The organism is Paenibacillus albiflavus, assembly GCF_004344915.1.
Classification (GTDB): Bacteria; Bacillota; Bacilli; order Paenibacillales; family NBRC-103111; genus Paenibacillus_AM; species Paenibacillus_AM albiflavus.
Genome location: NZ_SKFG01000001.1, coordinates 489736 through 514866 on the forward strand (window position 1 = coordinate 489736; position 25131 = coordinate 514866).

Annotated in this window: 19 protein-coding genes; 3 read left to right on the top strand and 16 right to left on the bottom strand. The window is 43.0% G+C overall.

The genetic code is table 11. The features are described 5' to 3' along the window. Nucleotides 1–143: 143 nt before the first annotated feature. From gyrA to leuC, 14 genes are all read right to left on the bottom strand, one after another. Nucleotides 144–2582 carry a DNA gyrase subunit A gene (gene gyrA, locus E0485_RS02380; protein ID WP_132416145.1) on the bottom strand — a complete coding sequence of 813 codons (2439 nt, stop codon included), beginning with the start codon at nt 2580–2582 and terminating at the stop codon, nt 144–146. A 24-nt stretch (nt 2583–2606) separates the two neighbouring features. Next, on the bottom strand, nt 2607–4592 hold the full coding sequence (gene parE / locus E0485_RS02385; protein WP_132416147.1) for a DNA topoisomerase IV subunit B: 1986 nt from the start codon (nt 4590–4592) through the stop codon (nt 2607–2609). 13 nt (nt 4593–4605) lie between these two features. Next, nucleotides 4606–5598 carry an ABC transporter permease gene (locus E0485_RS02390; protein WP_132416149.1) on the bottom strand — a complete coding sequence of 331 codons (993 nt, stop codon included), beginning with the start codon at nt 5596–5598 and terminating at the stop codon, nt 4606–4608. Then, complete coding sequence (locus E0485_RS02395) at nt 5591–6589, bottom strand: ABC transporter ATP-binding protein (protein ID WP_132416151.1); 999 nt, start codon at nt 6587–6589, stop codon at nt 5591–5593. The genes E0485_RS02390 and E0485_RS02395 overlap by 8 nt, the downstream gene beginning before the upstream one ends. Nucleotides 6590–6613: 24 nt before the next feature. Then, nucleotides 6614–7432 carry a GDSL-type esterase/lipase family protein gene (locus tag E0485_RS02400; RefSeq protein WP_132416153.1) on the bottom strand — a complete coding sequence of 273 codons (819 nt, stop codon included), beginning with the start codon at nt 7430–7432 and terminating at the stop codon, nt 6614–6616. 164 nt (nt 7433–7596) lie between these two features. Beyond that, nucleotides 7597–9432 (bottom strand): ABC transporter ATP-binding protein, encoded by a 1836-nt coding sequence (locus tag E0485_RS02405; RefSeq protein WP_235857357.1) that lies wholly within the window; start codon nt 9430–9432, stop codon nt 7597–7599. Further along, a complete protein-coding gene (locus E0485_RS02410) occupies nt 9432–11216 on the bottom strand; it encodes an ABC transporter ATP-binding protein (protein ID WP_132416156.1) in 1785 nt (594 codons plus the stop codon). Before E0485_RS02410 ends, E0485_RS02405 begins: the two co-directional genes overlap by 1 nt. Before the next feature lie 209 nt (nt 11217–11425). Then, complete coding sequence (locus E0485_RS02415; RefSeq protein ID WP_132416158.1) at nt 11426–15106, bottom strand: dynamin family protein; 3681 nt, start codon at nt 15104–15106, stop codon at nt 11426–11428. A gap of 195 nt (nt 15107–15301) precedes the next feature. Continuing rightward, entirely contained in the window at nt 15302–15577 is a 276-nt protein-coding gene (locus E0485_RS02420) for an NAD/NADP transhydrogenase alpha subunit (protein WP_132416160.1), read from the bottom strand. Between the two features lie 31 nt (nt 15578–15608). After that, nucleotides 15609–16274, bottom strand: coding sequence for an endonuclease III (gene nth / locus E0485_RS02425; RefSeq protein ID WP_132416162.1), 666 nt, complete (start codon nt 16272–16274; stop codon nt 15609–15611). Between the two features lie 16 nt (nt 16275–16290). After that, entirely contained in the window at nt 16291–16866 is a 576-nt protein-coding gene (locus E0485_RS02430; protein ID WP_132416164.1) for a GerMN domain-containing protein, read from the bottom strand. Further along, nucleotides 16863–18407 (bottom strand): N-acetylmuramoyl-L-alanine amidase family protein, encoded by a 1545-nt coding sequence (locus tag E0485_RS02435; RefSeq protein ID WP_132416166.1) that lies wholly within the window; start codon nt 18405–18407, stop codon nt 16863–16865. The genes E0485_RS02430 and E0485_RS02435 overlap by 4 nt, the downstream gene beginning before the upstream one ends. A gap of 399 nt (nt 18408–18806) precedes the next feature. Continuing rightward, nucleotides 18807–19415, bottom strand: coding sequence for a 3-isopropylmalate dehydratase small subunit (gene leuD / locus E0485_RS02440; protein ID WP_132416168.1), 609 nt, complete (start codon nt 19413–19415; stop codon nt 18807–18809). Between the two features lies 1 nt (nt 19416). After that, nucleotides 19417–20832, bottom strand: coding sequence for a 3-isopropylmalate dehydratase large subunit (leuC, locus tag E0485_RS02445; protein ID WP_132416170.1), 1416 nt, complete (start codon nt 20830–20832; stop codon nt 19417–19419). A gap of 117 nt (nt 20833–20949) precedes the next feature. Between leuC and E0485_RS02450 the strand changes: the two genes are divergently transcribed. The 3 genes from E0485_RS02450 to E0485_RS02460 all read left to right on the top strand — a co-directional run bounded on the left by E0485_RS02450 (nt 20950) and on the right by E0485_RS02460 (nt 23834). Further along, on the top strand, nt 20950–21846 hold the full coding sequence (locus E0485_RS02450) for a LysR family transcriptional regulator (protein WP_132416172.1): 897 nt from the start codon (nt 20950–20952) through the stop codon (nt 21844–21846). A gap of 83 nt (nt 21847–21929) precedes the next feature. Next, a complete protein-coding gene (locus E0485_RS02455; RefSeq protein ID WP_132416175.1) occupies nt 21930–22907 on the top strand; it encodes a phosphotransferase in 978 nt (325 codons plus the stop codon). Between the two features lie 30 nt (nt 22908–22937). Beyond that, nucleotides 22938–23834: a phosphotransferase gene (locus E0485_RS02460; protein ID WP_132416177.1), complete on the top strand. Its 897-nt coding sequence runs from the start codon at nt 22938–22940 to the stop codon at nt 23832–23834. A 2-nt stretch (nt 23835–23836) separates the two neighbouring features. Here the strand turns inward: E0485_RS02460 and E0485_RS02465 are convergent, their stop codons facing one another. Continuing rightward, on the bottom strand, nt 23837–24205 hold the full coding sequence (locus E0485_RS02465) for a VOC family protein (RefSeq protein WP_132416179.1): 369 nt from the start codon (nt 24203–24205) through the stop codon (nt 23837–23839). Nucleotides 24206–24218: 13 nt separating this feature from the next. Continuing rightward, the gene (locus tag E0485_RS02470; RefSeq protein WP_132416181.1) at nt 24219–24998 is read right to left on the bottom strand and encodes a class I SAM-dependent methyltransferase; all 780 of its coding nucleotides are present in this window, start codon (nt 24996–24998) and stop codon (nt 24219–24221) included. Nucleotides 24999–25131 lie beyond the last annotated feature (133 nt).

Consider the following 25131-nt stretch of genomic DNA (forward strand, 5'->3'; position numbering starts at 1 on the left):
TTAGAAAGTATAATACGAATGTTATAAATTCTATAATACAAACAAAAGGACTGTCCCGTTCAATATAGACTTACGGACAGTCCTTTCGTTTGCCTACACGTAAGTGCAAGCGAAGAGCATACTTTTCATGCAATATTTCTGATTTATCCTTGCGGCAATCGCAGTACTTCCACAATCGAATCTGTCTTGCCAACTGGAATGAGCAGCTTACCTGTCGATTTGCGATCATCCAGCGGTGCTGTCTCCGTTGAGAATCGTAAGACCTCGCCTGATTTGAGCATGGCCGTAAGCTCATAATCCAGCTTGACGATGAAAGTACAAATGAGTAAAGTACCATTCGAGCGAACGCGCTTGCCTTCCTTGAACTCGAACGTAACAATTCCCTTACCGCCGCGTCCTTGAAGCGGATAGTCACAGAGTAGGGTTCGCTTCGCATATCCAATATCAGAAATCACCAGCAGTTCTCCCTCATCCTCTTGGACAAATTGCGCTGAGATCACTTCATCATCCTTTAGTTGGATGCCTCTTACACCTGCTGCAACACGTCCCATAGCATTCACTTCATCTTCACGGAAACGTATGCACATTCCCTTACTTGTAATAAGTAAAATTTGCTTGGTGTAATCACTTAGCGATACCTGAACGACTTCATCGCCATCATTCAGTTTACATGCAACAATCGCATTAGATCGATTCGTCATATATTCTTTCAGCTCTGTGCGCTTCACTTGACCTTTGCGCGTGAAGAAAACGAGCGTTTGTGAAGGTGCTTCAAAATCCTTAACTGCAATCACTGAAACGATACGATCTTCCTTGGCAATCGGAATAATATTCACAATTGCTGTACCCGATTCCTTCCACTTATAATCTGGAATTTGATGAACAGGAAGCATAAAGTACTGTCCGCGCTGCGTAAATACAAGCAGGTTATCAATTGTATTAACCTCACCGACATACTTGATGAAGTCGCCTTCCTTCACACCTGAGGATTCAATTTCTCCTCCAGATCGTGTGAATGACAACATGGAAGTACGCTTAATATATCCTTCATGAGACAAGGTGACGAGCACATCCTCTGGTGTAACCATCACTTCCAGATTAACTTTCAGCTCTTCTACCTCACCCTGAATATCAGAGCGGCGATCGATCCCATACTTAGCTCGAATAGCGGTAAGCTCACTTTTGATCACACCTAGCAGCTTTGTCACCGAACCCAGAATCCCTTGCAAGTAATCAACTGTCTTCTGGGTTTCCTTCATTTCCTTTTCAAGCGTCGTAATCTCTAAGTTTGTCAAACGATATAATTGCAGCGTCAAAATCGCATCCGCTTGACGCTCGCTAAAGCCGTACTGGCTTACTAGGTTATGCTGTGCGTCCTGGCGATTCTTGGATGCTTTGATCGTCGCAATAACCTCATCCAATATATTAAGCGCCTTAACAAGTCCTTCTAATACGTGCGCACGATCCAGCGCTTTGTCTAGATCATATTGTGTACGGTAGGTCACAACTTCTTTCTGATGCTCAATATAAGCTTCCAGAATTTCACGGAGACTTAATTGCTTCGGCGCCTTATTCACGATCGCTACCATGTTGAAGTTGTAAGTAATCTGCAGATCTGTTTTCTTAAGTAAATAGTTAAGAATTCCTTTGCTATCCGCATCTTTCCGCAGCTCGATCACGATTCGTAATCCATCTCGACCACTTTCATCACGAACCTCTTGTATGCCTTCAACCTTCTTCTCCAAACGAATATTCTCGATTGAAGTCACAAGCCGCGATTTGACCACACCATAAGGAATTTCCGTGATGACAATCTGTTTTCTTCCCGCCTTCATATCCTCGATAGCGGTTCTGGAACGAATATAAATACGTCCTCTGCCTGTTCGATACGCTTCTCTGATCCCCTCTTCCCCCATAATAATGCCGCCAGTTGGGAAGTCAGGTCCTTTGATAATGCCCATCAGTTCATTAACAGTTAAACCTGGTTGATCGATCATCGCGATACAAGCATCTATCACTTCACGCATATTATGCGGAGGAATTTCCGTTGCAAAACCCGCAGATATCCCACTTACACCATTTACGAGTAAGTTCGGATAGCGAGAAGGTAGAACGACAGGCTCTTTGGTTGTGTTATCGAAATTGTCTTTAAAAGGCACCGTGCGCTTCTCAATATCACGAAGCATTTCAAGTGCAATCTCCGATAACCGAGCCTCTGTATAACGCATAGCAGCCGGCGGATCATCATCAATCGATCCCCAGTTACCATGTCCATCAACGAGCATATGCCCCATTTTCCAAGGTTGTGCCATACGCACCATACCATCATAGATCGAAGTATCGCCATGAGGGTGATAATTACCCATCACATCACCGACCGTTTTGGCTGATTTGCGATATGGCTTGTCAGGGGTATTCCCTGAGTCATACATCGCATATAAGATACGCCGCTGAACGGGCTTCAGTCCGTCACGTACGTCAGGAATAGCACGATCTTGTATGATATATTTAGAATAGCGACCAAAACGTTCGCCAACTACCTCTTCCAGATAAGCAGGTAAAAATTCTTCTAAAATGCCCATCTTCTCGTCTCTTCCACCTTTCTATTATTCATCGAACTCCGTAAAGTCAACATTATCGATAATCCAGCGCTTACGCGGATCTACTTTGTCGCCCATTAGGGTCGACACACGGCGTTCAGCTTTTGCTGCATCTTCGATCTGCACTTGTAGAAGTGTACGAGATTCAGGATTCATCGTCGTTTCCCAGAGCTGCTCCGGATTCATTTCACCTAATCCTTTATAACGCTGGAGCTCAATTCCTTTACCGAATTCCTTCGTAATCGCTTGCAACTGCTCATCTGTCCACGCATAACGCATCATCGTATTCTTACCACTTTTTTTGGTCACTTTGTAAAGCGGGGGTTGTGCAATATACACTTTACCCATATCGACGAGCGGCTTCATATAGCGATAGAAGAACGTTAACAGTAGCACCTGAATATGTGCACCATCCGTATCGGCATCCGTCATAATAATGATTTTGCCGTAGTTGCTCTCTTCCCCGTCGAACTCAGAGCCTACTCCAGCGCCAATCGAAGCGATAATTGCTTGATATTCATCGTTTTTGAGAATGTCCGCAAGCTTAGCTTTCTCAGGATTCATCGGCTTACCCTTAAGCGGTAGAATCGCTTGGTATTTGGAGTCGCGACCTTGCTTGGCAGAACCGCCCGCGGAATTCCCTTCCACGATGAATAATTCATTACGTGCATGATCCTTCGATTGCGCAGGCGTTAGCTTTCCATTCAGATTTGAGCTCTCGCTGCGGCCTTTTTTGCCATTACGAATATCTTCGCGTGCTTTACGAGCAGCCTCGCGTGCTTTGGAGGCTTGTACCGCCTTCTTGAGCATGTTCTGAGCAACAGCGGGATTCTCCTCCAGAAATACCGCCATTTTCTCCGACACAACGGAGTCCACAGCACTTCTGGCAGAAGCTGAGCCTAGCTGGTCCTTTGTCTGACCCACGAACTCAACTTCACTCATTTTGATATTGATGACGGTCATCATACCTTCACGAAGGTCAGTACCATCTAGATTCTTATCTTTTTCTTTCAAAATATTACTCTTACGCGCGTAATCGTTCATTACACGTGTATAGGCTGTTTTGAAGCCTGTCTCATGCGTACCGCCACCCCGAGTCGGGATAGAGTTTACGAAGGAGGCAATGGTTTCCGTATAGCCATCGTTATATTGAAGCGCTACCTCAACTTCAATATCATCCTTCTCTGCATAGAAATGCACAACATCGCTAAGCGTTGTTTTGTCCTCATTCAAGAAGCGAACAAACTCGCTAGCTCCGCCTGCATACAAGAAGGTTACTTCATTCTTATCCCCGCGCTCATCCTTCACGATGACTTCAAGACCTGAGTTCAGGAACGCGATTTCCTGCAAGCGCTCGGTTAATGTATCATAGTTGATCGCTATGCCACCTGCAAATACACGTTTATCTGGTTTAAAGGTAACCTTAGTACCTGTCCGATTCGTCGTACCTATCACTTCAAGGCTTGTCGTCGGCTCTCCCACATGTTCTTTGCCGCTCGCATCTACCCAATATTCAAAGCGCTGCTTATGAATTTTACCTTCACGGTAAATTTCAACCTCCAGCCATTCAGACAGAGCATTCGTGACGGAAGCGCCTACACCATGCAAACCACCAGACTTCTTATATCCGCCACCGCCGAACTTGCCTCCGGCATGCAGTATCGTAAAAACAACTTGCGGCGTAGGAACGCCTGTTTTATGCATCCCTGTTGGAATTCCCCGCCCGTTATCAAACACAGTAATCGAACCATCTCTATGTAGAGTTACGGTAATCTTGTTGCAATGTTTGGCTAAATGCTCATCCACTGCATTATCGACAATCTCCCAGACCAAATGATGCAAGCCCGCGGAGCTTGTCGAACCTATATACATACCGGGACGTTTACGTACAGCAGTCAGTCCTTCTAGTACCTGAATATCATCTGCACCATAATCCGTTGAAGCTTGTGCGGATGAATCTTCACCTGTAAACAAATCGAGCTGATCGGCCAACCTAGAATCCCCCTTAATTTAATACATCTTTTCTTGTAAAAACTGTAAATGAGATCACTAAAGAAGCTAGTGTCCATATGGATAGTACGAGTAGGGAGAAGCCTAAAGTCATCCCTTGAATCGGCGGCATTGCACCTGTTAAATAATCGGTTAATCGTAAATTAACCATGAACAAATATTTAGCTGACTCCCAAGATGATACCATATTCGTAAGAATTGTTCCTGATATTAATACGGCAAGCATGATTCCCATTCCTGCTGCTGTGGATCGAATTAAGACAGAAAACATCAGAGACAATACCGCTACTACGAATCCAACAAACCATACGAGACCAAATTCCATAAGAATAAATAGCCATTGATCGATCGCACGGACATACGTGTAATCTACCTCTGTTCCGACTGTGTTGAAGCCAATAAAAACTGGCAAATCCCAGCCGCCATAGCCAAAAACAAGCCCAGATATCAGATAGGATAACAGTCCTGTCGAGAAAACGATAAGCGATACGAAGAAAATTAAAGTGATCAGCTTACTCATAAGGATTTTCCACCGTGAAACAGGTCTTGTCAACAATAATTTAATTGTGCCCGACCCAAATTCAGATGAAACAATGTCTGCAGCAATGACCATTACAATGAGCGGAATAAAGAGAGAAATCGCATTTTTGGTAAATTCTCGTGTAAAAGTAACCGCGTTTGGTGCATTAGGATCAACATCTTTGTCCAAATAATACTCAGCTAGCTGAATTTGTACTTTCAGGTTCTGTTTCCATTCCTGAGCGATACGAGGCGATCCTAACGCACGTGACCAATCAGCTACCTTCTGCCGCTGTTCCGCCCGCCAATCTGTCGTACCGAATTGCTTCTGATTATTCTCAGCTACTCGCAATTGTGCATAAGTAAACATCGGAATTAGAGCGATTAATATTAATAATACGACATAAAATCGTTTTTTCTTAATCATCTTGATACATTCGTTCTTTACAAGCTGAATCAAATTATTCAATTCGCTCACCTCCAGTTAACCCGAGGAATAGATCTTCAAGTGTTGGATTCTTCGTTTCAATGGAGTAGATGCGCACACCTGCTTTAACGAGCGCTTCATTTACCTTCGGAATATCGCCTGACTGTACACTAGTAACAAAGGAAGATTTCAAGTTCACTTGCTGTATGTAAGCTTGATCTGTTTGCTTGTTCCGAACCTCACGCTCCACACCCTCTTCCACCAGTTCAGAGATGAGCTGCAGCTCAGGTATGGTAGACAAAACTTCAATTGCTTGTGCTGCTGGTTCTACCGTCCAAATCACTTTACTGCCTGCCGAGCTAACAAGCTCCTCTACTTCACCAACCTGAACGACTTGTCCTCGAGAAATAATCGCAACCCGATCACACATTTGCTGAATTTCGCTAAGTAAATGAGAAGATACGAACAAGGAGAGTCCGCCTTCTGCAAGACGCTTGATAAACTCACGCATTTCTTTGATGCCTTGCGGATCAAGACCGTTGGTCGGTTCATCTAGAATTAACAGCTTGGGACGACCAAGCAAGGCCTGAGCAATCCCCAGTCGCTGCCTCATGCCAAGAGAATAAGTTTTCACCTTATCATGAATTCGCTGATCAAGTCCAACAATTTCTACTACTTCTAGGATACGGTCCTCGCCAACATCCTGCAGCATGCGCGCAAAATGCTCCAAATTTTCCCACCCCGTCAAATAAGGATACAGCTCAGGATTCTCAACGATACAGCCCACTTTGCGCAGCGCTTCATTATGTTCCTTCCGAATATCATGACCACATACGACAACCGTTCCTTCTGAAGGCTTGATTAATCCGACTAGCATCCGAATAGTCGTCGTTTTGCCTGATCCGTTAGGTCCTAGGAACCCAAAAATTTCTCCACCATATACATCAAACGAAATTCCCTTAATGATCTCTTTATCCCGAAATCTCTTCTTCAGATTCTGAACTGATAATACAATTTCTTTATTCTGCGCCATTACTGTCACCTTCTCCCCATCCCATCATCGTAGAATTTGTGCCATTCGATCTGCGATTCGTTCATAACCATCTCCATTAGGGTGAAAATGGTCCGTAAATAAGAAACGTGTTCCATTACGTTCAAACAGATCATAGCTTGGAACAAATATCATATTCTGATATTGATTTAAGATCCGGAACATGCCGTCGTTGAACGTTTGTACGCCTAGACTGCCTAACTTGTCTTTATCCATATCCAGAAACGGATGATATAAACCAAGATACAACACAGTTGCATCTGGATTCGCATGATGAATCTCAGATACGATTTCCTTTGCCACTTTAAGCGCAGGATCAATTAATGCGATAGACTCCTCTGGGTTGAATTCAATATTATTGCCAACCACTGTAAATCCACTTGTATTCTGAAAAATATCGTTTCCCCCGATACTGAACACGATCAGATCAGCATCTTTAAGCGCTTCTTGCACTTTCTTCGTCTTCAAATCCTTCAGAAGCTGTTCACCGCGATACCCAGGTATAGCCAAATTATTCAGCACATGTGTTTCTTTGCCTGATTGTGCCTCCAGCTTATCACGCAATCGAAGAACATACCCTTTACCTGTCGTGTCGCCAGTCCCAGAAGTTAACGAATCTCCAATCGCAACAATGGCAATTTTATTATCCCTGCCAAGCTGTTCCTTCGTCTCTGTTTCAACAGAAGGGGTGGGTACTAGACCATTAGCGGATTTTTCTGGGTACAGCACTTGCTTCATTCCATAGACGAATCCACCAACAAACAGAATAGTGAGCACTACCGAGACAATTGCAATAGTTCTCCATAGTATACGTGACGATTTCATATGATCCCTCCTATATATAATAGAATTTGTATAATTTTGTTACCGATATTCCCTTATTGTATCAGCAGTTGATTGCAACTACAAAATAAAGAAGCCTTTACTTTGACAATCCATCAACTGGACTTCAAAGCAAAGGCTATATGGTGCTAGGAATGTAATAGAAACTACATTTCTAAGAAACGATATTGTGATTGAATTAAGCCATAATAGATTCCCTGATGCTTTATTAATTCATCATGTGAACCTTCTTCCATCTTTCTACCATGATCAAGCACGACAATTTTGTCGGCATGTCTAATCGTAGACAAGCGATGCGCAACGATGAAAGATGTACGACCTTTAAGAAGTGTCTTAAGCGCTTCTTGAATTTTGAGTTCGGTTTCGGTATCGATGCTCGCTGTTGCTTCGTCCAAAATCAGAATACGAGGGTTTGCAAGCAACGCTCTCGCGAAGGACAATAACTGGCGCTGACCCATCGAAAGCACGCTGCCCCGCTCCTCAACCTCTGTCTCATATCCGTCTGGCAAGCTCATAATGAATTCATGTGCATGAACAGCCTTGGCTGCTTCAATAATCTCTTCATCCGTTGCTGTAGGACGACCGAAAGCGATATTCGATTTGATCGTTCCAGAGAAGATAAATGTATCCTGCAGCACGATCCCTATCTGAGAACGGAGACTATTAATCGTAATATCCCGAATATCATGTCCATCTACTCGCACGCTTCCACCTACAACATCATAGAAACGGCAAATCAAGTTGATAATTGTACTTTTCCCTGAACCTGTATGTCCAACTAAGGCAATGGATTGTCCCGACTTCACATCGAGTGATACTGCACGAAGTGCTGGACGATCCTTCTCATATTCGAAAACTACGTTATCTAATTTAATGTCACCCTTGATCGTAGGCAGCTCAATCGCATCATCCTTTTCATCGACAACGGGTTGTTCATCAATGAATTCGAAAATACGTTCTGCGGATGCCATGGCGAGTAAGAGCTGTGTATACATTTGACCAATACGGTTAATTGGATCCCAGAAGAAAGCGATAAACGACGAGAATGCGACTAGATCACCAACTGACATTTCATCAAGACCAATGAGATGTGAACCGTACCAGAATAGAATACAGTAACCGATTGCTCCCGTAATTTCAATGATGGGATTGAACATATTGTTCAGCTTAACCGCTTTTCTCCAAGTCTTGCGATTATCACTATTCATTTCATAAAAGAACTTCATATTCTCTTGTTCTTGCGTATACGCTTGTGTAACCCGCATCCCTTGAATACTTTCATTCAAATGGGAGTTCAGTCTCGATTGTTTAATGTTAACAAGCTGCCAAGCAAGACGAATATGCTTACGCAAATTCGTAGAAACGAAGAACATGATAGGCACTGTACAGATGATCGCAAGTCCCAGCTTGAAATTAAGCGTTAACAAAATAATAACGATTCCGATTAATTGCACGATATCGATCATCAGATTGACAACACCATTGGCAAACAAGTCTTGCAAAGAGTTTACGTAGTTCGTAATCCGTACCAGAATCGAACCTGCAGGCCTAGTATCATAGAAGCGGAAAGATAAACTCTGAATATGAGAAAATAAATGATGTCTTAAATCGTAAATAATGTTATTTCCAATAATATTGGTGTACTTAATTTTGAGCGTATTCGCAATCCATTGCACAATATAGGTGATAAACAGGATAGCGACCATCCAAATAAGCAGCTTCAGATCATGCTTCTCTAATGCATTATCGATTGTATAAGAGACAATAAGTGGATAGATCAATTTAGCCAGCGTACCGACAATCATCATGATAATGATAATCGGCAAAAGTTGTTTCGCATAAGGCTTCATGTAGGTCGCTAATCGCCTAATCTGCTTCCAATCGAACTTCTTGTCAATGAGCGTATCGTCCTGATATACGAATCGTTCCTGCTTGCCTTCTGTACTTGCTTGACCAGCCTGCTGTTTCATCGTCTCAGCCATTAGCGCGAACCTCCTTTGCCTGCAGTTGGAACAGAATCTAGCTCCGATTGCTTAGGTCGATCCGCATATTGGATATTATAGGTTGTTAGATAAGGTCCTTCTTGCTGAATAAGCTCTTCATGCTTACCCCTTTGTACAATTCGTCCTTTATCAAGCACAATAATTTCATCGGCATTCCTTAGAGATGAGATTCGATGTGCAATAATGAATGTTGTACGACCTTTCATCAGTTCACGGAAACCTGATTGAATTTCATGCTCGGTCTCCATATCCACTGCACTTGTAGCATCATCAAGCAGAAGAATATGCGGATTGATGACGAGCGCCCTTGCGATTGCAATTCTCTGCTTCTGACCACCAGAGAGTCCAAGACCCCGCTCTCCGACAATCGTGTCATAGCCTAGTGGCAGCTCCATAATAAAATCATGTGCTTGCGCCAATTTAGCTGCTTTGATAATTTCATCCATCGTGACATTCTTGGCACCATAAGCAATATTATTGCGGATCGTGGACGAGAACAAGAAAGTCTCTTGGAACACAGTAGCAATTTCTCTACGTAAGCTTTGAAGCTGGTAATTACGAATATTGACACCATCGAGGGTGATTTTACCCTCGTTAACGTTATAGGCACGCATCAGTAAAGAAATCAACGTCGATTTGCCTGAACCTGTACCGCCAAGAATACCAATCACAGATCCTGCTGGTGCATCGATATTGATATGATGAACGGAAGGCTCACTATCTCGGTAAGAAAATGTTACATCTTCAAATCGAACATGGCCTTTTATCGTATCTTTCGACAGAACGATTGGATTCTCCACATCCTGAACGTTTACATGTTCATTCAACAAACCAATAATCCGCTCAGCTGATGCTTTACAGTTGGCGTAGTTGTTAATGTGATAGCCTAATCCCCACATTGGACCGATAATGAACCAGATTAAACTGAAGAACGCTACGAATTCCCCGATAGTTATGTGCTCTTGAATGACTCGATATCCTCCGGCTGCTAGTAGGATCACAACGCTTAAGTTGGCGATAAGCTCCATGACCGGAAAATATTTGGACCAAATACCTGCTGTCTGAATATTCTTGGAACGAAAACCATCATTGCGTTCTGCAAATTTCTTCGTCTCATTGTCTTCACCAGCAAACGATTTAACCGTACGAACGCCCATGATGTTCTCCTGGACAGCTGTCGTTAACATCGATAGTGCTTGCCGAACATTACGAAACGAAGGGTGAACCTTCTTCTCAAATGATAGCGCAGTCATAACAAGAAACGGAATCGTAATCATCGTGATCAAAGTAAGCACCCAATCGATCGATAGCATCATTGCCATTCCTAAGGTGACCATTAATACAATGTTCAAAATTTGTGCGAATCCAAAAGCAAGGAACATTCGAACCGCTTCCAAATCTGCCGTTAACCTTGACATAAGCTCCCCTGTACGAGCTGTGTCATAATATTGAAACGATAAAGTCTGCAGCTTATTGTACAGCTTGTTCCGCAAGTTAAAGGCCGTATTCAGTCCAAAAATAGCTCCGCTATAGCCTTGAATGAACTGGATCAACGCTTTAATTGCAATAACACCAAATAATACAAGCGATAAGACAGGTACTAACTCAAAATTCTTTTGCTTAATTACATCATCGATCAAATACCGCAATAAATTTGGGTATACTAGTCCGAGCGCAGTTGCTAGTATTAGTGTCAGGATCGAAAGAATGAACCATTTTCTCTCGGACCAATAGAAAGACTTCAACTGCCTAAATGCATCCATGTAATGTACCTCCCGAATGTAGTTAAGCTACACCTATTGCATAGCAATGAGTGCATATTATCATTCTCTCAACATTCGGGCAACGATTCAATTCACGCGTTAACTTGCTAAAACGCCTAATATATCGAAATAAAAGCTAATATTCCGTCAAATACTTCTTATTTCAGCCTTTTAAACTGTATCCCTGTAATCAGATATGCGAGACAATCCTATTTTACAGCTAAAGACTGGCGTTTAGCATACAAAAATTCATAATCAACTTTCATCTCAAGCGCTGATATAGAGCCTTGAATGTGCTCCTCCAATCCTTCCAGCTGCAAACCTCTATACTTCTGAATGGCAGCCTCCAGATAGTCGCAATAGATCTCGATTAACTTTGCCTCTAACTTAATCATTTCACGAGAAACGCCTTCACTTATATGGCGCTCCAATTCATTCTTCAGCTTCGATCGCCCATCAGATTCGAAGAATTGTTTGGCATTCTTAAAGAAGCCTGATAGAAGCTTAATTGAGACCTCAGGCGCCTCAACTTCAACACGAATAGCTGGTGTTGGCAATGTACTAGGCTCAAATCCTTCATACTCATAGTCTTCTACGAAGGATTGAATGATTTGTCCCCACTTCACATATTCAGCTGAAATAAGGGAATGGATGGCTTTCTCAATCCGCAAAGTAGTCGCCAAGCCTTCTTGCTCTAAATCGAATGAGATCATGGCAAGCAATTCTTTCCATGCTGCTGCCATTATCGTTTTGGAATCTCTTCCTTCATCTCGGAAAACGGACGGATTGAACGCATACGCAAATAACTCGCTATAACGGTACATCGTACGCTGTTTGACGTAATAGAGCAGCTCCGATATCTCTCTTCTAATCTCCCGCTGTAATTCCTCAGTAGCGCCTGCTTCGATTGCATTCATAGCTTTCACTTGCATGTCTAGTAGATGTGAAATACGCTTACTGCGCTCCTCATCTGAAGACTGCATATCCTTGATCCAGCGGTCCAGAGCATGAATACCACGCTGAAGCTCTGCTTCAGCAGACTGAATAGCAATCTGTGAAAGCTCTTGGAAAGCATAAGAAGTAAATTCTTGTTCAAAAGGCAGAATACCCGAGCTATAAAGTAATGCTTGATCTTTCTTAAGCTTGCCATCCGCCGCGTTCTGACTTGATATAGGATAAATGCGCGGATGTCTAATTCCATGTGCAAGTAGATTGGATTCAACATGCTTTACTACACCGTTAAGCTCTTCCTCTGACGAAGCTAAATCAGCCGCATTTACGATAAAGAACATTTTATCCAGTTCAAATGCATCTTTCACGCGACCTAACTGCAGTAAGAATTCTTTATCCGCGTGTGAGAAGGCATGATTGTAATAAGTAACAAATAAAATCGCATCTGCATTCTTAATATAATTGAACGCTACGCCCGTATGACGTGCATTGATGGAATCCGCGCCAGGCGTATCAACGAATACAATTCCTTGATCTGTAAGCGGGCTAGAATAGTACAATTCAATCCCTTCAATAAAACATGATTTGCTCTCTTCCGCTACATACGCTGTAAACTGTTCATGATTCGCCCTGACCTCGCTTCCAAGTAACGGTTCTGCATCGCTCCAGCCCTTCAGCACCGCACGCAAGAACGAATAATGAGGCTTCGCCTTGGCAGTTACTTGATCAGGCGATAGTCTAGCAATCGCTTGAAGTGCCTCGGACATTTGTGTCACTTTAACACCTAATAGCTCAAGTGAATAGATGACATCGCTCAGAAGCGCTTCCTGCTTCTTCATGGTCACTTTGGCTGTTCCATGCGGCCAATTGGGCTGTGGCGCCATAATGCGGTTTATCGCAGCTGTTGTCGGGTTCGGAGATACAGGCAGTACACGTTCTCCGATCAAGGCGTTAGCAAACGAGGATTTACCCGCCGAGAACGCACCAAATAGAGCAATCGTATAGGTCTGATTCATCAATCGATTCGCTTTATCTGCAAGTGAACGAGCGATTTGTTTTAAGGCAGGTATTTCTTCCATCGTACTTGCCGCAGACAAGAATGCTGCAGCGCGCTGTTTAACCTCATCCGCTCTCGGTAATTTCACTTGTGATGATGGAACGTCTATTGAAGCATCACTACCCTGCTGGTCCAAATGCTCTATCGTATGAGAGGCTTGGAGAACAACGTCAATAGATGCTGTAGGCAACGGCACAGTGGTTGGCTCATTATCACTCATCACAGCTAAATTAGCCAAATCAGGAAGCTCAGGGAGCCTAGCACGGACAGAACCACACAGCGCATATAACTGCTGATCTTCTTTCGCCTCTTGTGCTTTAAGCTGCACAATCCCATCATAGGCGGCCAATCGTTCACTTAGCGAAGCAATCTCTTGTAAATGTGCTTGTTCCTGCTGCTTCATCGACTTCTCAGCTTCATCCATGATCAGATCTATCACTTCATACGCTTTCTTGCGATAGATGACTTTGATCTCATTTGCTACTTGCTTCATATAGTTAATCGTATATTCATTGCCGAATACTGCTGCTGTGTTCACTTGACCCGCAAGCCATTCTGGCGTTAGCTCCAAATGGATGGCATCGATCTCGGGCGAGAGCAAGGGTGCGCTGCTATAGCCACCCTTGCTGACAGCCTCGCGCAGCAGCGACTGCAAGTGGCGCTCCAGCTGTGTGGACACACTGCTGACGAGCTCCACGTGCAGCTTGTCCAGCCGAGCCGTTGCCTCGGCTGCTGTTTTGGAGGCGCGCGCCAAGAAGCCTACCTTAAAGCCGGGTGCCCGGCTTTGCAGGTAGTGCTGCGCGACATCGCGCGTCGCCGCAGGCGTCACATTGGCATTGTCTACGATGCCAATGACCTCGCGCCGCAGCGCGGCCTGCAGCCGCTGCGGCTCTTCCTTCGCTGCAGCGACGATCCGCTGCAGCTCCGCCCGCTGTTCCGCTAGCGCTGCGCCCTCGCCACGCATTGCCTCGTCAAGCTCGGCAATGCGCGGGGCCAGCTGCTGCGCGCGCGCCTCGCGATGCTCCTCCAGTAGATGGCGTGCCGCCTCATCTACGCTGTACGAGCTGAGCTCGGCGCCTTGTGCAATCAACTGCGCGACTAACGCGCGCAGCTTCCCATACTCATTATGCGGATGCTGTGGCGCCTTCATCGTTACATATAAAATACCATCGGGTTTAATTCCCCACGCATGAAACGCGCTCGCAACTCCTTCACGATATGTACTGAACGGCAGCTCTTCTTCTCTATGCTTATCGATCATGTTCACGATCAGATATAAAGGCTTTCCACGCTCTTTCATCTGCTTCGCAAAAGATAAATTCATTTCAGATTGTACATGATTATAATCCATCACATAGAATACGACATCAGCTAGATATAACGCCGATTCCGTTGCCATATGATGCGCATCATCCGTTGAATCGATGCCAGGCGTATCTAGCAATACGCCGTCATCACCCAAGAACGGCAGTTCATGTGTAATCTCAACACGCTCAATCCCTTTGCCATCTACGCAATATGCAGCTAATTCTTCTAACGGAATCGACTTCTTCGTCGCCGAATCACCTGCTTCATCACGTTCATACACGACGGCCCCAATCGGACCATTGGCAATTGAAACGATATTCGCACTCGTAGGAATTGGCGATGACGGAAGCAGGGACTTTCCGCATAAATGGTTAATCAATGTGGATTTACCTGCAGAGAAATGTCCGCAAAAAGATATATAGAATCGATTCTGCTCACGCTTGCGAATTAATCCTTCGAATTGACTTTCACGTGTCTTGTCTTGCTGCATTTGCATATATTGTTTTAAATCCGTTAGCATCTTAAGCATGGCTTCCGAGCTCAAGCCTTGCTGATCTATAGTGGGAACTGTCATGATAAATCTCCTTAATCTAATTATGATATGAGGCTTATGCTGGTGCCAAACTTAAGTTTATTACCGTCGTCATACATTGACAAGACATTTCAAATAATTCTTTCAAATTAGCTTTAGCCTACAAAATGAAAATAAGCTTTTGAACATCAGGACATGATTGTCCTTCGTTCAAAAGCTTATTGTAAGAAGCAGCAATTACATGCTTGCTACTGGACTTGTTTCGGGAATAATGATTTCAAATACGCTGCCATGCTGAAGAATTGTTACGCCATGCTCTTTTTGCTTCATCACAACAACATCTAATCTTTCTTTCATCCGATCTACATATTCGCTTGTAACTTCTCCTGCTTCAGCAACGGTAATTCCTTCGATTTCTGTCTCTTCGTTGTCTGCAAGCGTAGTTTGCATAACTTGTTCATAAATATCGGAGAATGCTCCGAAATCACCAGTATACACGGAGATACACTTCATTGTCATCCCATCCTTTATCTGTTGTCGCGCCTTAGCCCATAGTTTTCCTACCCGCAGTGATTTTCATTCTTTGCTTGCCTTCACGGCAATTATCTAGCAGCGGGCAAAGCTCACATGCTGGGTTCTGCGCTTTGCAATGGTATCTCCCAAAGAAAATCAACCGATGATGTGTCTCCGTCCATTCGTTCTTAGGTACCTTACGCATCAGCTTCTTCTCTACTTCAAGTACAGAATCATCCTTAGCAGCTAGTCCCAGTCGCTTTGACACACGTTCGACATGTGTATCGACGGCAATAGCAGGTACACCAAAAGCATTCGAAACGACGACATTTGCGGTTTTACGTCCGACTCCAGGTAACTCAACCAATTGTGCATGTTCATGAGGCACTTCACCATTATACTTCTCTATCAGCAAATGGCAAAGCTTTTGTATATGCTTAGCTTTATTTCGAAATAATCCGATCCTACGAATATCCTGTTCCAACTCTTCAAGCGGAACAGCGATATAATCTTCAGGGCGTTTATATTTCTGAAATAAATCTTTGGTCACTTTATTGACAGTTTCATCAGTACATTGAGCAGACAATAATACAGCAATCACAAGCTCGAATGGATTAGAATGGTTAAGTTCACAATGTGCATCGGGAAACATATCTGCCATTGTATCCAGAATATGCCTTACTTTGGTTCCAGTCATTCAACCTCTAAACTCCTTATCTTGTGATTGGAGACTCCAATGTGACATGCCCCATCAAGGATTCCGTCGTCTTGCCGTCTTGGGTCACATACAGAGATTTAACTTCAGGAAATTGAAAAGCTACATTACTCAATGCTTGAACAAAAAATGATTCACCAGTCGAACCAAGCTGTGCACCTTCATTCAATGTTAGATCGACTCTTAAAGCATCGCCGTCCAATGCAACCTTGTTGAACGTAACCTTTTGGAATAAAGAAAATAATGTTGAATCATCACTCTGCTTCAGTGCATTAAATGCAGCCAGATACATGTCTGCATCCTCTTTATAGGTAATCGTCACCGATTTTTCGATCAGTTTCTCGAGATTATCGTCCGTAAAGAAAACTTTAACCTCTTTGGTATGATCAGGAATTGGAGTTGGCGTTGGCTCAGGTGTCGGCATTGGTGTTGTTGTTGGTGTTGGTGTTTCAGTTGCTACCGCAGGTGTTTCAGTTGGAGCGCCACCCACAAGAGCTTTATTCTTCTGTCCACACCCTGTTAATATTAACGCAATTGTTACTACTAACACAACCCATTTTACAAGTTTATTCATTTGATACCCTCCTTAACTCCAGTAAACTCTATGATGCTGTCAGCGATTGCTTGAGCTAATTTATTCTGGAATGCTTCATCGAATAGCTTAGCTTCGTCATTCGGGTTGGAAAGGAAACCAGCTTCGATCAGAACGGCTGGCATCGTTGTTTTGGTAATGACTCGGTAGTTGTTCTTCTTAACCCCGCGATCCACTAAACCACTAGCCTTAAGCAAATAATCATGCACGACACTTGCTAAGCTAATGCTATCATCCCGATAATAATAGGTCTCAACGCCATTGGCGGAAGGCTTCTCGAATTTATTCGCATGTAAGGATACAAACACAGCCGCATTATGATCATTAGCGAATGATGCTCGATCATCTAGCTCGATCTTCGTGTCGTCCGTTCTAGTGTATAACACATTCAAGTGCTTTTCTCGTTCAAGTATGGCACCAATCTTCATGATCATTGGGAATGTGAATTCTTTCTCCGTCCGACCTGAATATGAGCTAGCACCAGGATCTGTACCACCATGACCAGCATCTAATACTACATTATATTTCTTAACCCCATCAATCACGACGACTTTATGCGCTGGAATGGTATAATTCGTAATTTCAAACGCGAGTTGGCCAGCTGGTGTTTGTGGAATTAGATAATGTTTGGCACCCTTCTTCAGATCAAGCACGATACGAACGGTTGCAGGATTATCACTAAATTGTGAGTATCTAATTTGTTCAATCAACGGGTGATTCGAGGCTATTTTTCCTTCCGAATTCTTGACAGCTTCTGCAAGCTTAGGTTCAAGAACCGCATTCTCAACATCAATGACTAGACGATAAGGGTTGTCCATTGTGAATGACTTATATGCAGGCTTGTCGGCATTGGTTTGAACTATAATACCATTCTCATTAAGCTCAATACCAGTTAACGTCGTCGTTTTTATTTGTTCTTCACCCGGTTTATTCCCATTATTCGTTGAATTGTCATTATTATTTGGGTTAGATGGGTCTACATCAGGATCCAATTCTTCTGCTGGCGGTTCGATAATCGGAGCCGTAAACATAAACACAGTCTTACTTGCATTATCGTAATTGAATTCCACTCCGAATTGTTCTCCTATAAATCGCAATGGAACTAGCGTAGTTCCTGCATCAATGATTGGAGCTACTTCAAGTTCACTCTCAAATCCGTCTATGTATACCTTTTTCATTCCTACAAATAGAGTCATCTTTTTATCCTTTTTTTGGATGACTGCCATCTTCTTCTCATTGTTCCATTCGATCTTGGCATCAAATTGCTCTGCGATGACACGCAGCGGCACGAATGTATAATTCTCTACGAAACGTGGGGGAACTGGAGGATTCAGCTTCTGATCATCCAAAATTAGAGTAATTTGCGGCTCAGCGGCCTTCTTCTGTGATCCTGTGTCTGATTTAGTCTGCGTCACAGTTGAATTCGTCTTTGTAGCAGCAGGCTCACTAGCAGCTAATACACTGTTTGCTGGCAGTAGTATCATGACTGACATAGCAGACAATAATAGTTTCTTAAATTTCATCTCGCACCTCAAATCAAATAGAATAGTCTAGCACATGATGTAAGCGAATCAATAACACGTTGATATGAGTAATGAAATCGATTCTATTAATTCCATGGCAAGAAGAAACGGTTTCACCGTCTTTAATAGACGGAGCGTTTCTTAGGATGATACTTAGAATTTATTAAACGAATGTTATAAATTCTATATCACCAAAATAGTATAAAGTTAGACGCACAACTACTGCATAAAGTTGCAGTCTTTAGCAAATTTCTCAGATCTATTTAAAGCATAGATTGTTTCAGCCTATTTTTCAACAAAACTAGCAAAAGATTATTAAAAGTTATGCAAAAAAATCTATCTCTAGTAAGCTAGAGATAGATTGAATTTTTCTATCATTTTCCTATCATAAGAAAACGATTATTTAGCGTAAGAAATTCTTGCCTGATGCTGCTCTTCATATGCGGCAATTTTATCCGCGTGCTGCAAGGTTAAACCGATATCATCCAATCCTTGTAGGAGGAATTGACGACGGTGTTCATCAAGATCGAAGCTGTAAGATAGACCATAATTATCTGTAATCTGCTTAGCTTCCAAATCTACACTTAGCTGATAGCCTTCATATTGAGCTGTACGCTGGAATAGTTCCTCTACTTGCTCCTCTGACAATTTGATCGGAAGAATACCGTTCTTAAAGCAGTTATTATAGAAAATATCCGCATAAGAAGGTGCAATGACAACTTTGAAACCATAATCAAGAATCGCCCATGGCGCATGCTCACGTGATGATCCGCAGCCAAAATTCGCTCTGGAAATAAGAACGGATGCACCTGCATAACGAGGTTTGTTCAATTCGAAATCAGGAATCACGTTGCCGCTCTCGTCAAAACGCCATTCAAAGAATAAAAATTGACCAAATCCAGTACGCTCGATGCGCTTAAGAAATTGCTTTGGAATGATAGCGTCTGTATCGACGTTAACACGATCGACTGGCGCAACGAGTCCTGTTAATTGTTTAAAAGCTTCCATGTTATTTGGCCTCCTTAAATTCCCAATTGCGGACATCATAGAAATGTCCTTTGATTGCAGCAGCAACTGCCATCTCTGGAGAAACTAGATGTGTTCTGCCGCCACGACCTTGGCGTCCTTCAAAGTTACGGTTGGATGTTGATGCACAGCGTTCACCTGGGCTTAAGACGTCCGGATTCATCGCTAGGCACATCGAGCAGCCCGCATCGCGCCATTCAAATCCTGCCTGAATGAATATTTGATCAAGACCTTCCTTCTCTGCTTGCGCCTTGACGCGTCCAGAGCCAGGAACGACAATCGCATTCACAGTTGGTGAAACTTGGTAGCCATTAGCAACTTGTGCCGCAGCTCTTAAATCTTCAATTCTACCATTCGTACATGATCCGATGAACACTCGATCGACCTTCAGGTCACTCATCGGTGTACCAGGCGTTAATCCCATATATTCAAGCGCTTTTTCAGCTGCTTTACGCTCGTTCTCTGTTGCAAAATCAGCCGGATTCGGTACATCAGCTGTAATATCTGTACCCATACCTGGGCTTGTTCCCCAAGTTACTTGTGGCGCAAGCGTGTCAGCGTCAAAATCACATACTAGATCATAAGTTGCACCTTCATCAGAAGATAGAAGCTTCCAAGCTTCAACTGCTTGATCGAATGCCTCACCTTGCGGCACATATTCACGACCGCGCAAGTAATTGAAAGTAGTTTCGTCTGGCGCAATTAGACCTGCTCTTGCACCAGCTTCAATTGACATGTTGCATACGGTCATACGCTCTTCCATCGAGAGCTTGCGGATTGCGTCGCCAGTATATTCAATTACATAGCCTGTAGCAAAGTCAGTACCGTATTTAGCAATGATTCCAAGAATCAAGTCTTTGGCCTTTACGCCTGGTTTAAGCGATCCATTCACGCGAACTTCAAGCGTCTTCGCTTTGGCTTGCTGCAACGTTTGTGTTGCGAGTACATGTTCAACCTCACTTGTACCAATACCAAATGCAAGCGCACCGAACGCGCCATGTGTTGAAGTATGGGAGTCACCGCATACGATCGTTTTGCCTGGATGTGTTAGTCCAAGCTCTGGACCCATAACGTGTACAACACCTTGATCTGCTGAATTCAAATCAAAGCACTTCACGCCGAAATCAGCACAGTTTTGTGATAAGGTATCAATTTGCTGCTTGGAGATTGGATCTTTTATATTAAAGCGATCCTTTGTAGGTACGTTGTGGTCCATTGTCGCAAATGTTAAATCAGGTCTGCGGACTTTGCGTCCTGCAAGGCGCAAACCTTCAAATGCTTGTGGAGAAGTCACTTCATGCACCAAATGTAAATCGATATAAATAACGCTAGGCTTACCCTCTTCTTGATGAACAACGTGATTGTCCCAAATTTTCTCGAACATTGTCTTTTTGCTCATTACCTTCACCCCATGTTCCAAATCTTTGATTTCATCCTATCATTTCTTTATTCATTGTTCCAAGATATAATATCTATAGTCTTAATAGGTAAAAACAATAAGGAGAATCAAATCACAATGGAACTTAGGCAACTGTTATACGCTGTTCAAATTGCCAAAGAGCATAACTTTTCAAGAGCTGCCGAGAAATTGCACATCGCTCAACCTTCCCTGTCACAGCAATTATCCAAATTGGAAAAAGAAATCGGCGTCCTCCTTTTTCACCGCAACACGAACTCCGTGGAATTAACACATGCAGGACAGCTGTTCATTGATAAAGCGCAGCAAATTCTTGGCATGGTCGACGGACTCAGACAAGAGATGGAAGATATATCGCAAATGAAAAAAGGGAAACTGATCGTCGGCTCCATGCCAATCACAGGCGCAACTATTCTGCCGCTCGTATTACCCGTTTTCCAGAAGCGTTTCCCTCAGATCGATATCACTTTAATCGAAGAAACATCCGCCAATTTAGAAGGGTTGACGGCAAGTGGCGAGACTGATATTTCGCTTCTCATGCTCCCGCTTCAGCAAGAAAAGCTTGTATACCAAACGATTTATGAAGAAGAGATCGTATTGACAGTTCCACCCGAGCATCCTTTAGCATTACGCAAATCCACAATGATCGATGTCAGTGAACTGGCAGCTGAACCTTTTATCGCATTAAAAAGAGGCCAAGGATTGCGTAAAATGACACACGAGTTATGTAATGAAGCCGGCTTTACGCCAAATGTCGTATTCGAAAGCAGCAATATGGAAACCGTCTTATCGCTTGTCGCAGCCGGCATGGGGATTGCATTCGTTCCTTCAATGATTTCACAGCGAACGTATAGCGATATTTCACCTGTCAATCTTCACTTAGCCATGAGACCAACACGCAAACTTGTTATCGCTTATCGCAGAGAAAGATACTTGTCGAAAGCAGCCGAGGCATTTATCAACACCATCAGCGAAGTCATGCAATCGCGCATATGACACCCTTCTATTCACGTTGACATACATATAATCACAAACTCGATTCATGTGTATTTCGATTTTCGGTATAGGATTGGAGCCGTATGATGATGCGTTCACAAGTAAACTCCCAAATCCGTAAAGTTGCCCGAAGTTATGGTCTTGAAATAACGAAGTTAACACCATGCGCTTCTTTTTATAAATCTAACTCCGCATATAAGGCAGATACTAAACAAGGGACGTTCCTGATAAAGCCATTTATCGGAAGCGAAGTTAAATTACGCAGGATCACTGCCTATATGAAACGTTTAGAGAATGAGCAATACCCGTACATGCCTTCCTGGCGTACTAACCTAGCAGGAACGATGTGGATTCGCAAAAATAACAAGCTTTACTATGTGACAGACTGGATCGATGGACAACAGCTTGGAGAAGCCGAGCAAGACTACATGAGAGTTGGCAAAGCCTTAGCTACATTACACGCCAAAAGCATTCGTATAAGAAACTGGAAGCCGAGAAATGTATTAGCAGAGGTCAATCAACTACGAGTTCAAAATCATAAATTTTTACGCCGACTTCCTTTCTTACAGAATAACCGTACCGAGCAAGGCAAATGGTTTAAGCTTGTTGGATCACATTGTAAACTAATGGCAGAAGAGGCATGTCAGATTCTAGACCAACCCTCCACTGCTCGTAAATTAAAGCTTGCAAGACTTGCACTTGTGCACAACGATGTCACAATCCCGAATATTATCAATAGTGTCAACCAACTTTATTTGATTGATTGGGAATGCAGCTATGTCGGATCCATTTATTACGAGATTGTAAGAGCATTAGCAAATACAACCCTTTTTAACACAGGAAAAATCAATGCTTTTCTCACCGAATATACAAAATTTCGACCACTTGATAAACAGGAAAAAATGATTATTTCCGCTTTGTTCCGCTTGCCTCGTGAAGTGTGGTATTTGGGATTGCATTCGAATCGTGGGAGCAAATCCACCTTATTTCAAATTGTACGCGATACTTGGTCGAAACGAATGGAGGCCATTCACTGGGTTGACGAGTGGGCAAAGGCGTAATAGTACCTCTTAAAGAGAGGCAGTAAAACAATGAATCAAACACAAATTAATACATTTTACAATTTAACCATCACCAAGATAGAGCCAGTCAAAGATGTATATAAACTCCACACCAAGCAGAATGGTATTCTATGTCTCAAGTGCTACAACACTTCAAGTGCGGATATGGACTTTATCGCTCAAGTGTTTACACATTTAAAGAATAAAGACTACCCTTATGCACCAATCATATTTCCTACACGCACAGATACCTCATGGTTTCGTATAAAGGATACCTATTACATGCTCACGAATTGGGTCAATGGGGTCTCTCCTAACTTTAATCACAGACGTGCGATTAAAAAAGCAGTTATAGCACTCGCCAAATTCCATCAATATGCAGAAGGGCTGCCCAAAGAAATAATTCCTCCATCCAGACAACATCTGCATAAGCTGTCTGAGAAAATTGCTTTGTATAAACAAATTCTAGAAACTAAATTGTCAACCAATGAAGCTAAACCTTTGCTAGACTTGTGTGATCAAGCAAGCTTCTATCTTCGGGATGAGCAGAGCGTAACTGCGCTACAACAAGAAGCCGCAGCGGGCGCTTTTACACATGGCGATTATAATTATCCTAACCTTGTTAAGTACAATCATCATTTATATCTCATCGATTTTGAAAATTGTCGGCATCTCACAAGAATGACTGACCTTTCACATATTTTGCATCGAAACTTCGCATGGAATGGCAGTACGACATTGCGGTTCATTGATTACTATGAGAACTATCGACCATTGCCTAGAGAACATCGTCACTTACTTGCTGCACTTCTCCATATACCATACCCAGTAATTCGCGATTTGAATTTAAAAAGACAGACTGCGATTCGTCTGCCTTCCACATATCAAATAGACAAATATGTCCGCTACCTCAAACGTCTGCTATAAATTTATATTCGTTCGATGAATTCCAATCGATTGCCAAAAGGATCCTCCACATGAAAGCGGATGACATGTTCGATCGAATCATCATCTTGAACCTGAATACCCATTTTAATCAGATGATCTCTGAGCAGCTCAATCTGTTCAATGACAAATGCTGGATGAGCTTTTTTAGCGGGATGAAACGGTTCCTGAACTCCAATATGAATTTGCTGCTGACCACATTCAAACCACACACCTCCACGACTTAATAACTTTGTTGGTTTAGGAATTTCCTTCAGTCCCAACCTTTCCCCGTAAAACTTCCTTGCTTGCTCCTCACATCCTGCAGGAGCAGCTAGCTGCACGTGATCAATCCCCATAAATTCAAATTGCATTCAATTCTCCCCCTTATTTTACAGCGAACCAAATAGTCCAACGGTCTTGCTCCACGATTGGCCTACTGCTCACCTTAATCATTTCCGCTTCAATATATTCAACTATCTCTGTCAGTTCAGAATCATTTAATTCATGCAAAATGGAGCGCCCTCTTCGTTCAAGCAAATCATGCCTTAAATCCTGAAGATCTTCATAAATTCTTCTTACTTCCCATAACTTCTCCTCGTTAATGCTCTTGAAGCCTGCTTTACGCAGAGAACGCAAAACTTGATCGCTCGTATGCCTTCGTTCTGCCTCAACTGCCGCAAGATGCGGAAATCTCTCTGCAAAATAACCTCGAATATGTGAAGCGCTGCCTGGAAGTAAGCAATCTTCAGGCGTACGATCCTGCACGATCAATTGACCGCCTGGCTTAAGCAATCGATAGGCTTCGGTAAAACAAACATCAAGATCCTGCACATGATGAATAAGTGCACGCTCCAGAATCACATCGAAAGAAGCATCATTTAACCCTGTTCTAAGCGCATTTCCTTGTTGATATCGAATTTGATGATCTGCGGGCAAATTACTTCTTGCCCCTTCCAGCATGCTTTCCGAGTAATCCATCCCAAGTACATCTGCAGCACCCATAGCTGCTAGCGCTCTAGAATAAATACCTCCCCCACAGCCGAGGTCAAGAACGCTCTTCCCCTGAAGATTGATTTTGCCCTCAATCCAATTACGCCAAGATTCATTTGCTTCTCGCAATGCATAAGAACGCTGCAGATTCTGATCATGGAAATTAATAGGCATCGATACATCCCCTTTTAATTGTTTCATTTAATGAAACTTAGTATCATTTAATGAAACCTAATAAGTTCATTATATTCCCTTTCGCATCAGAGTCAATATCAGAATCTATGAAATTCTATACAGCAGACCGAAT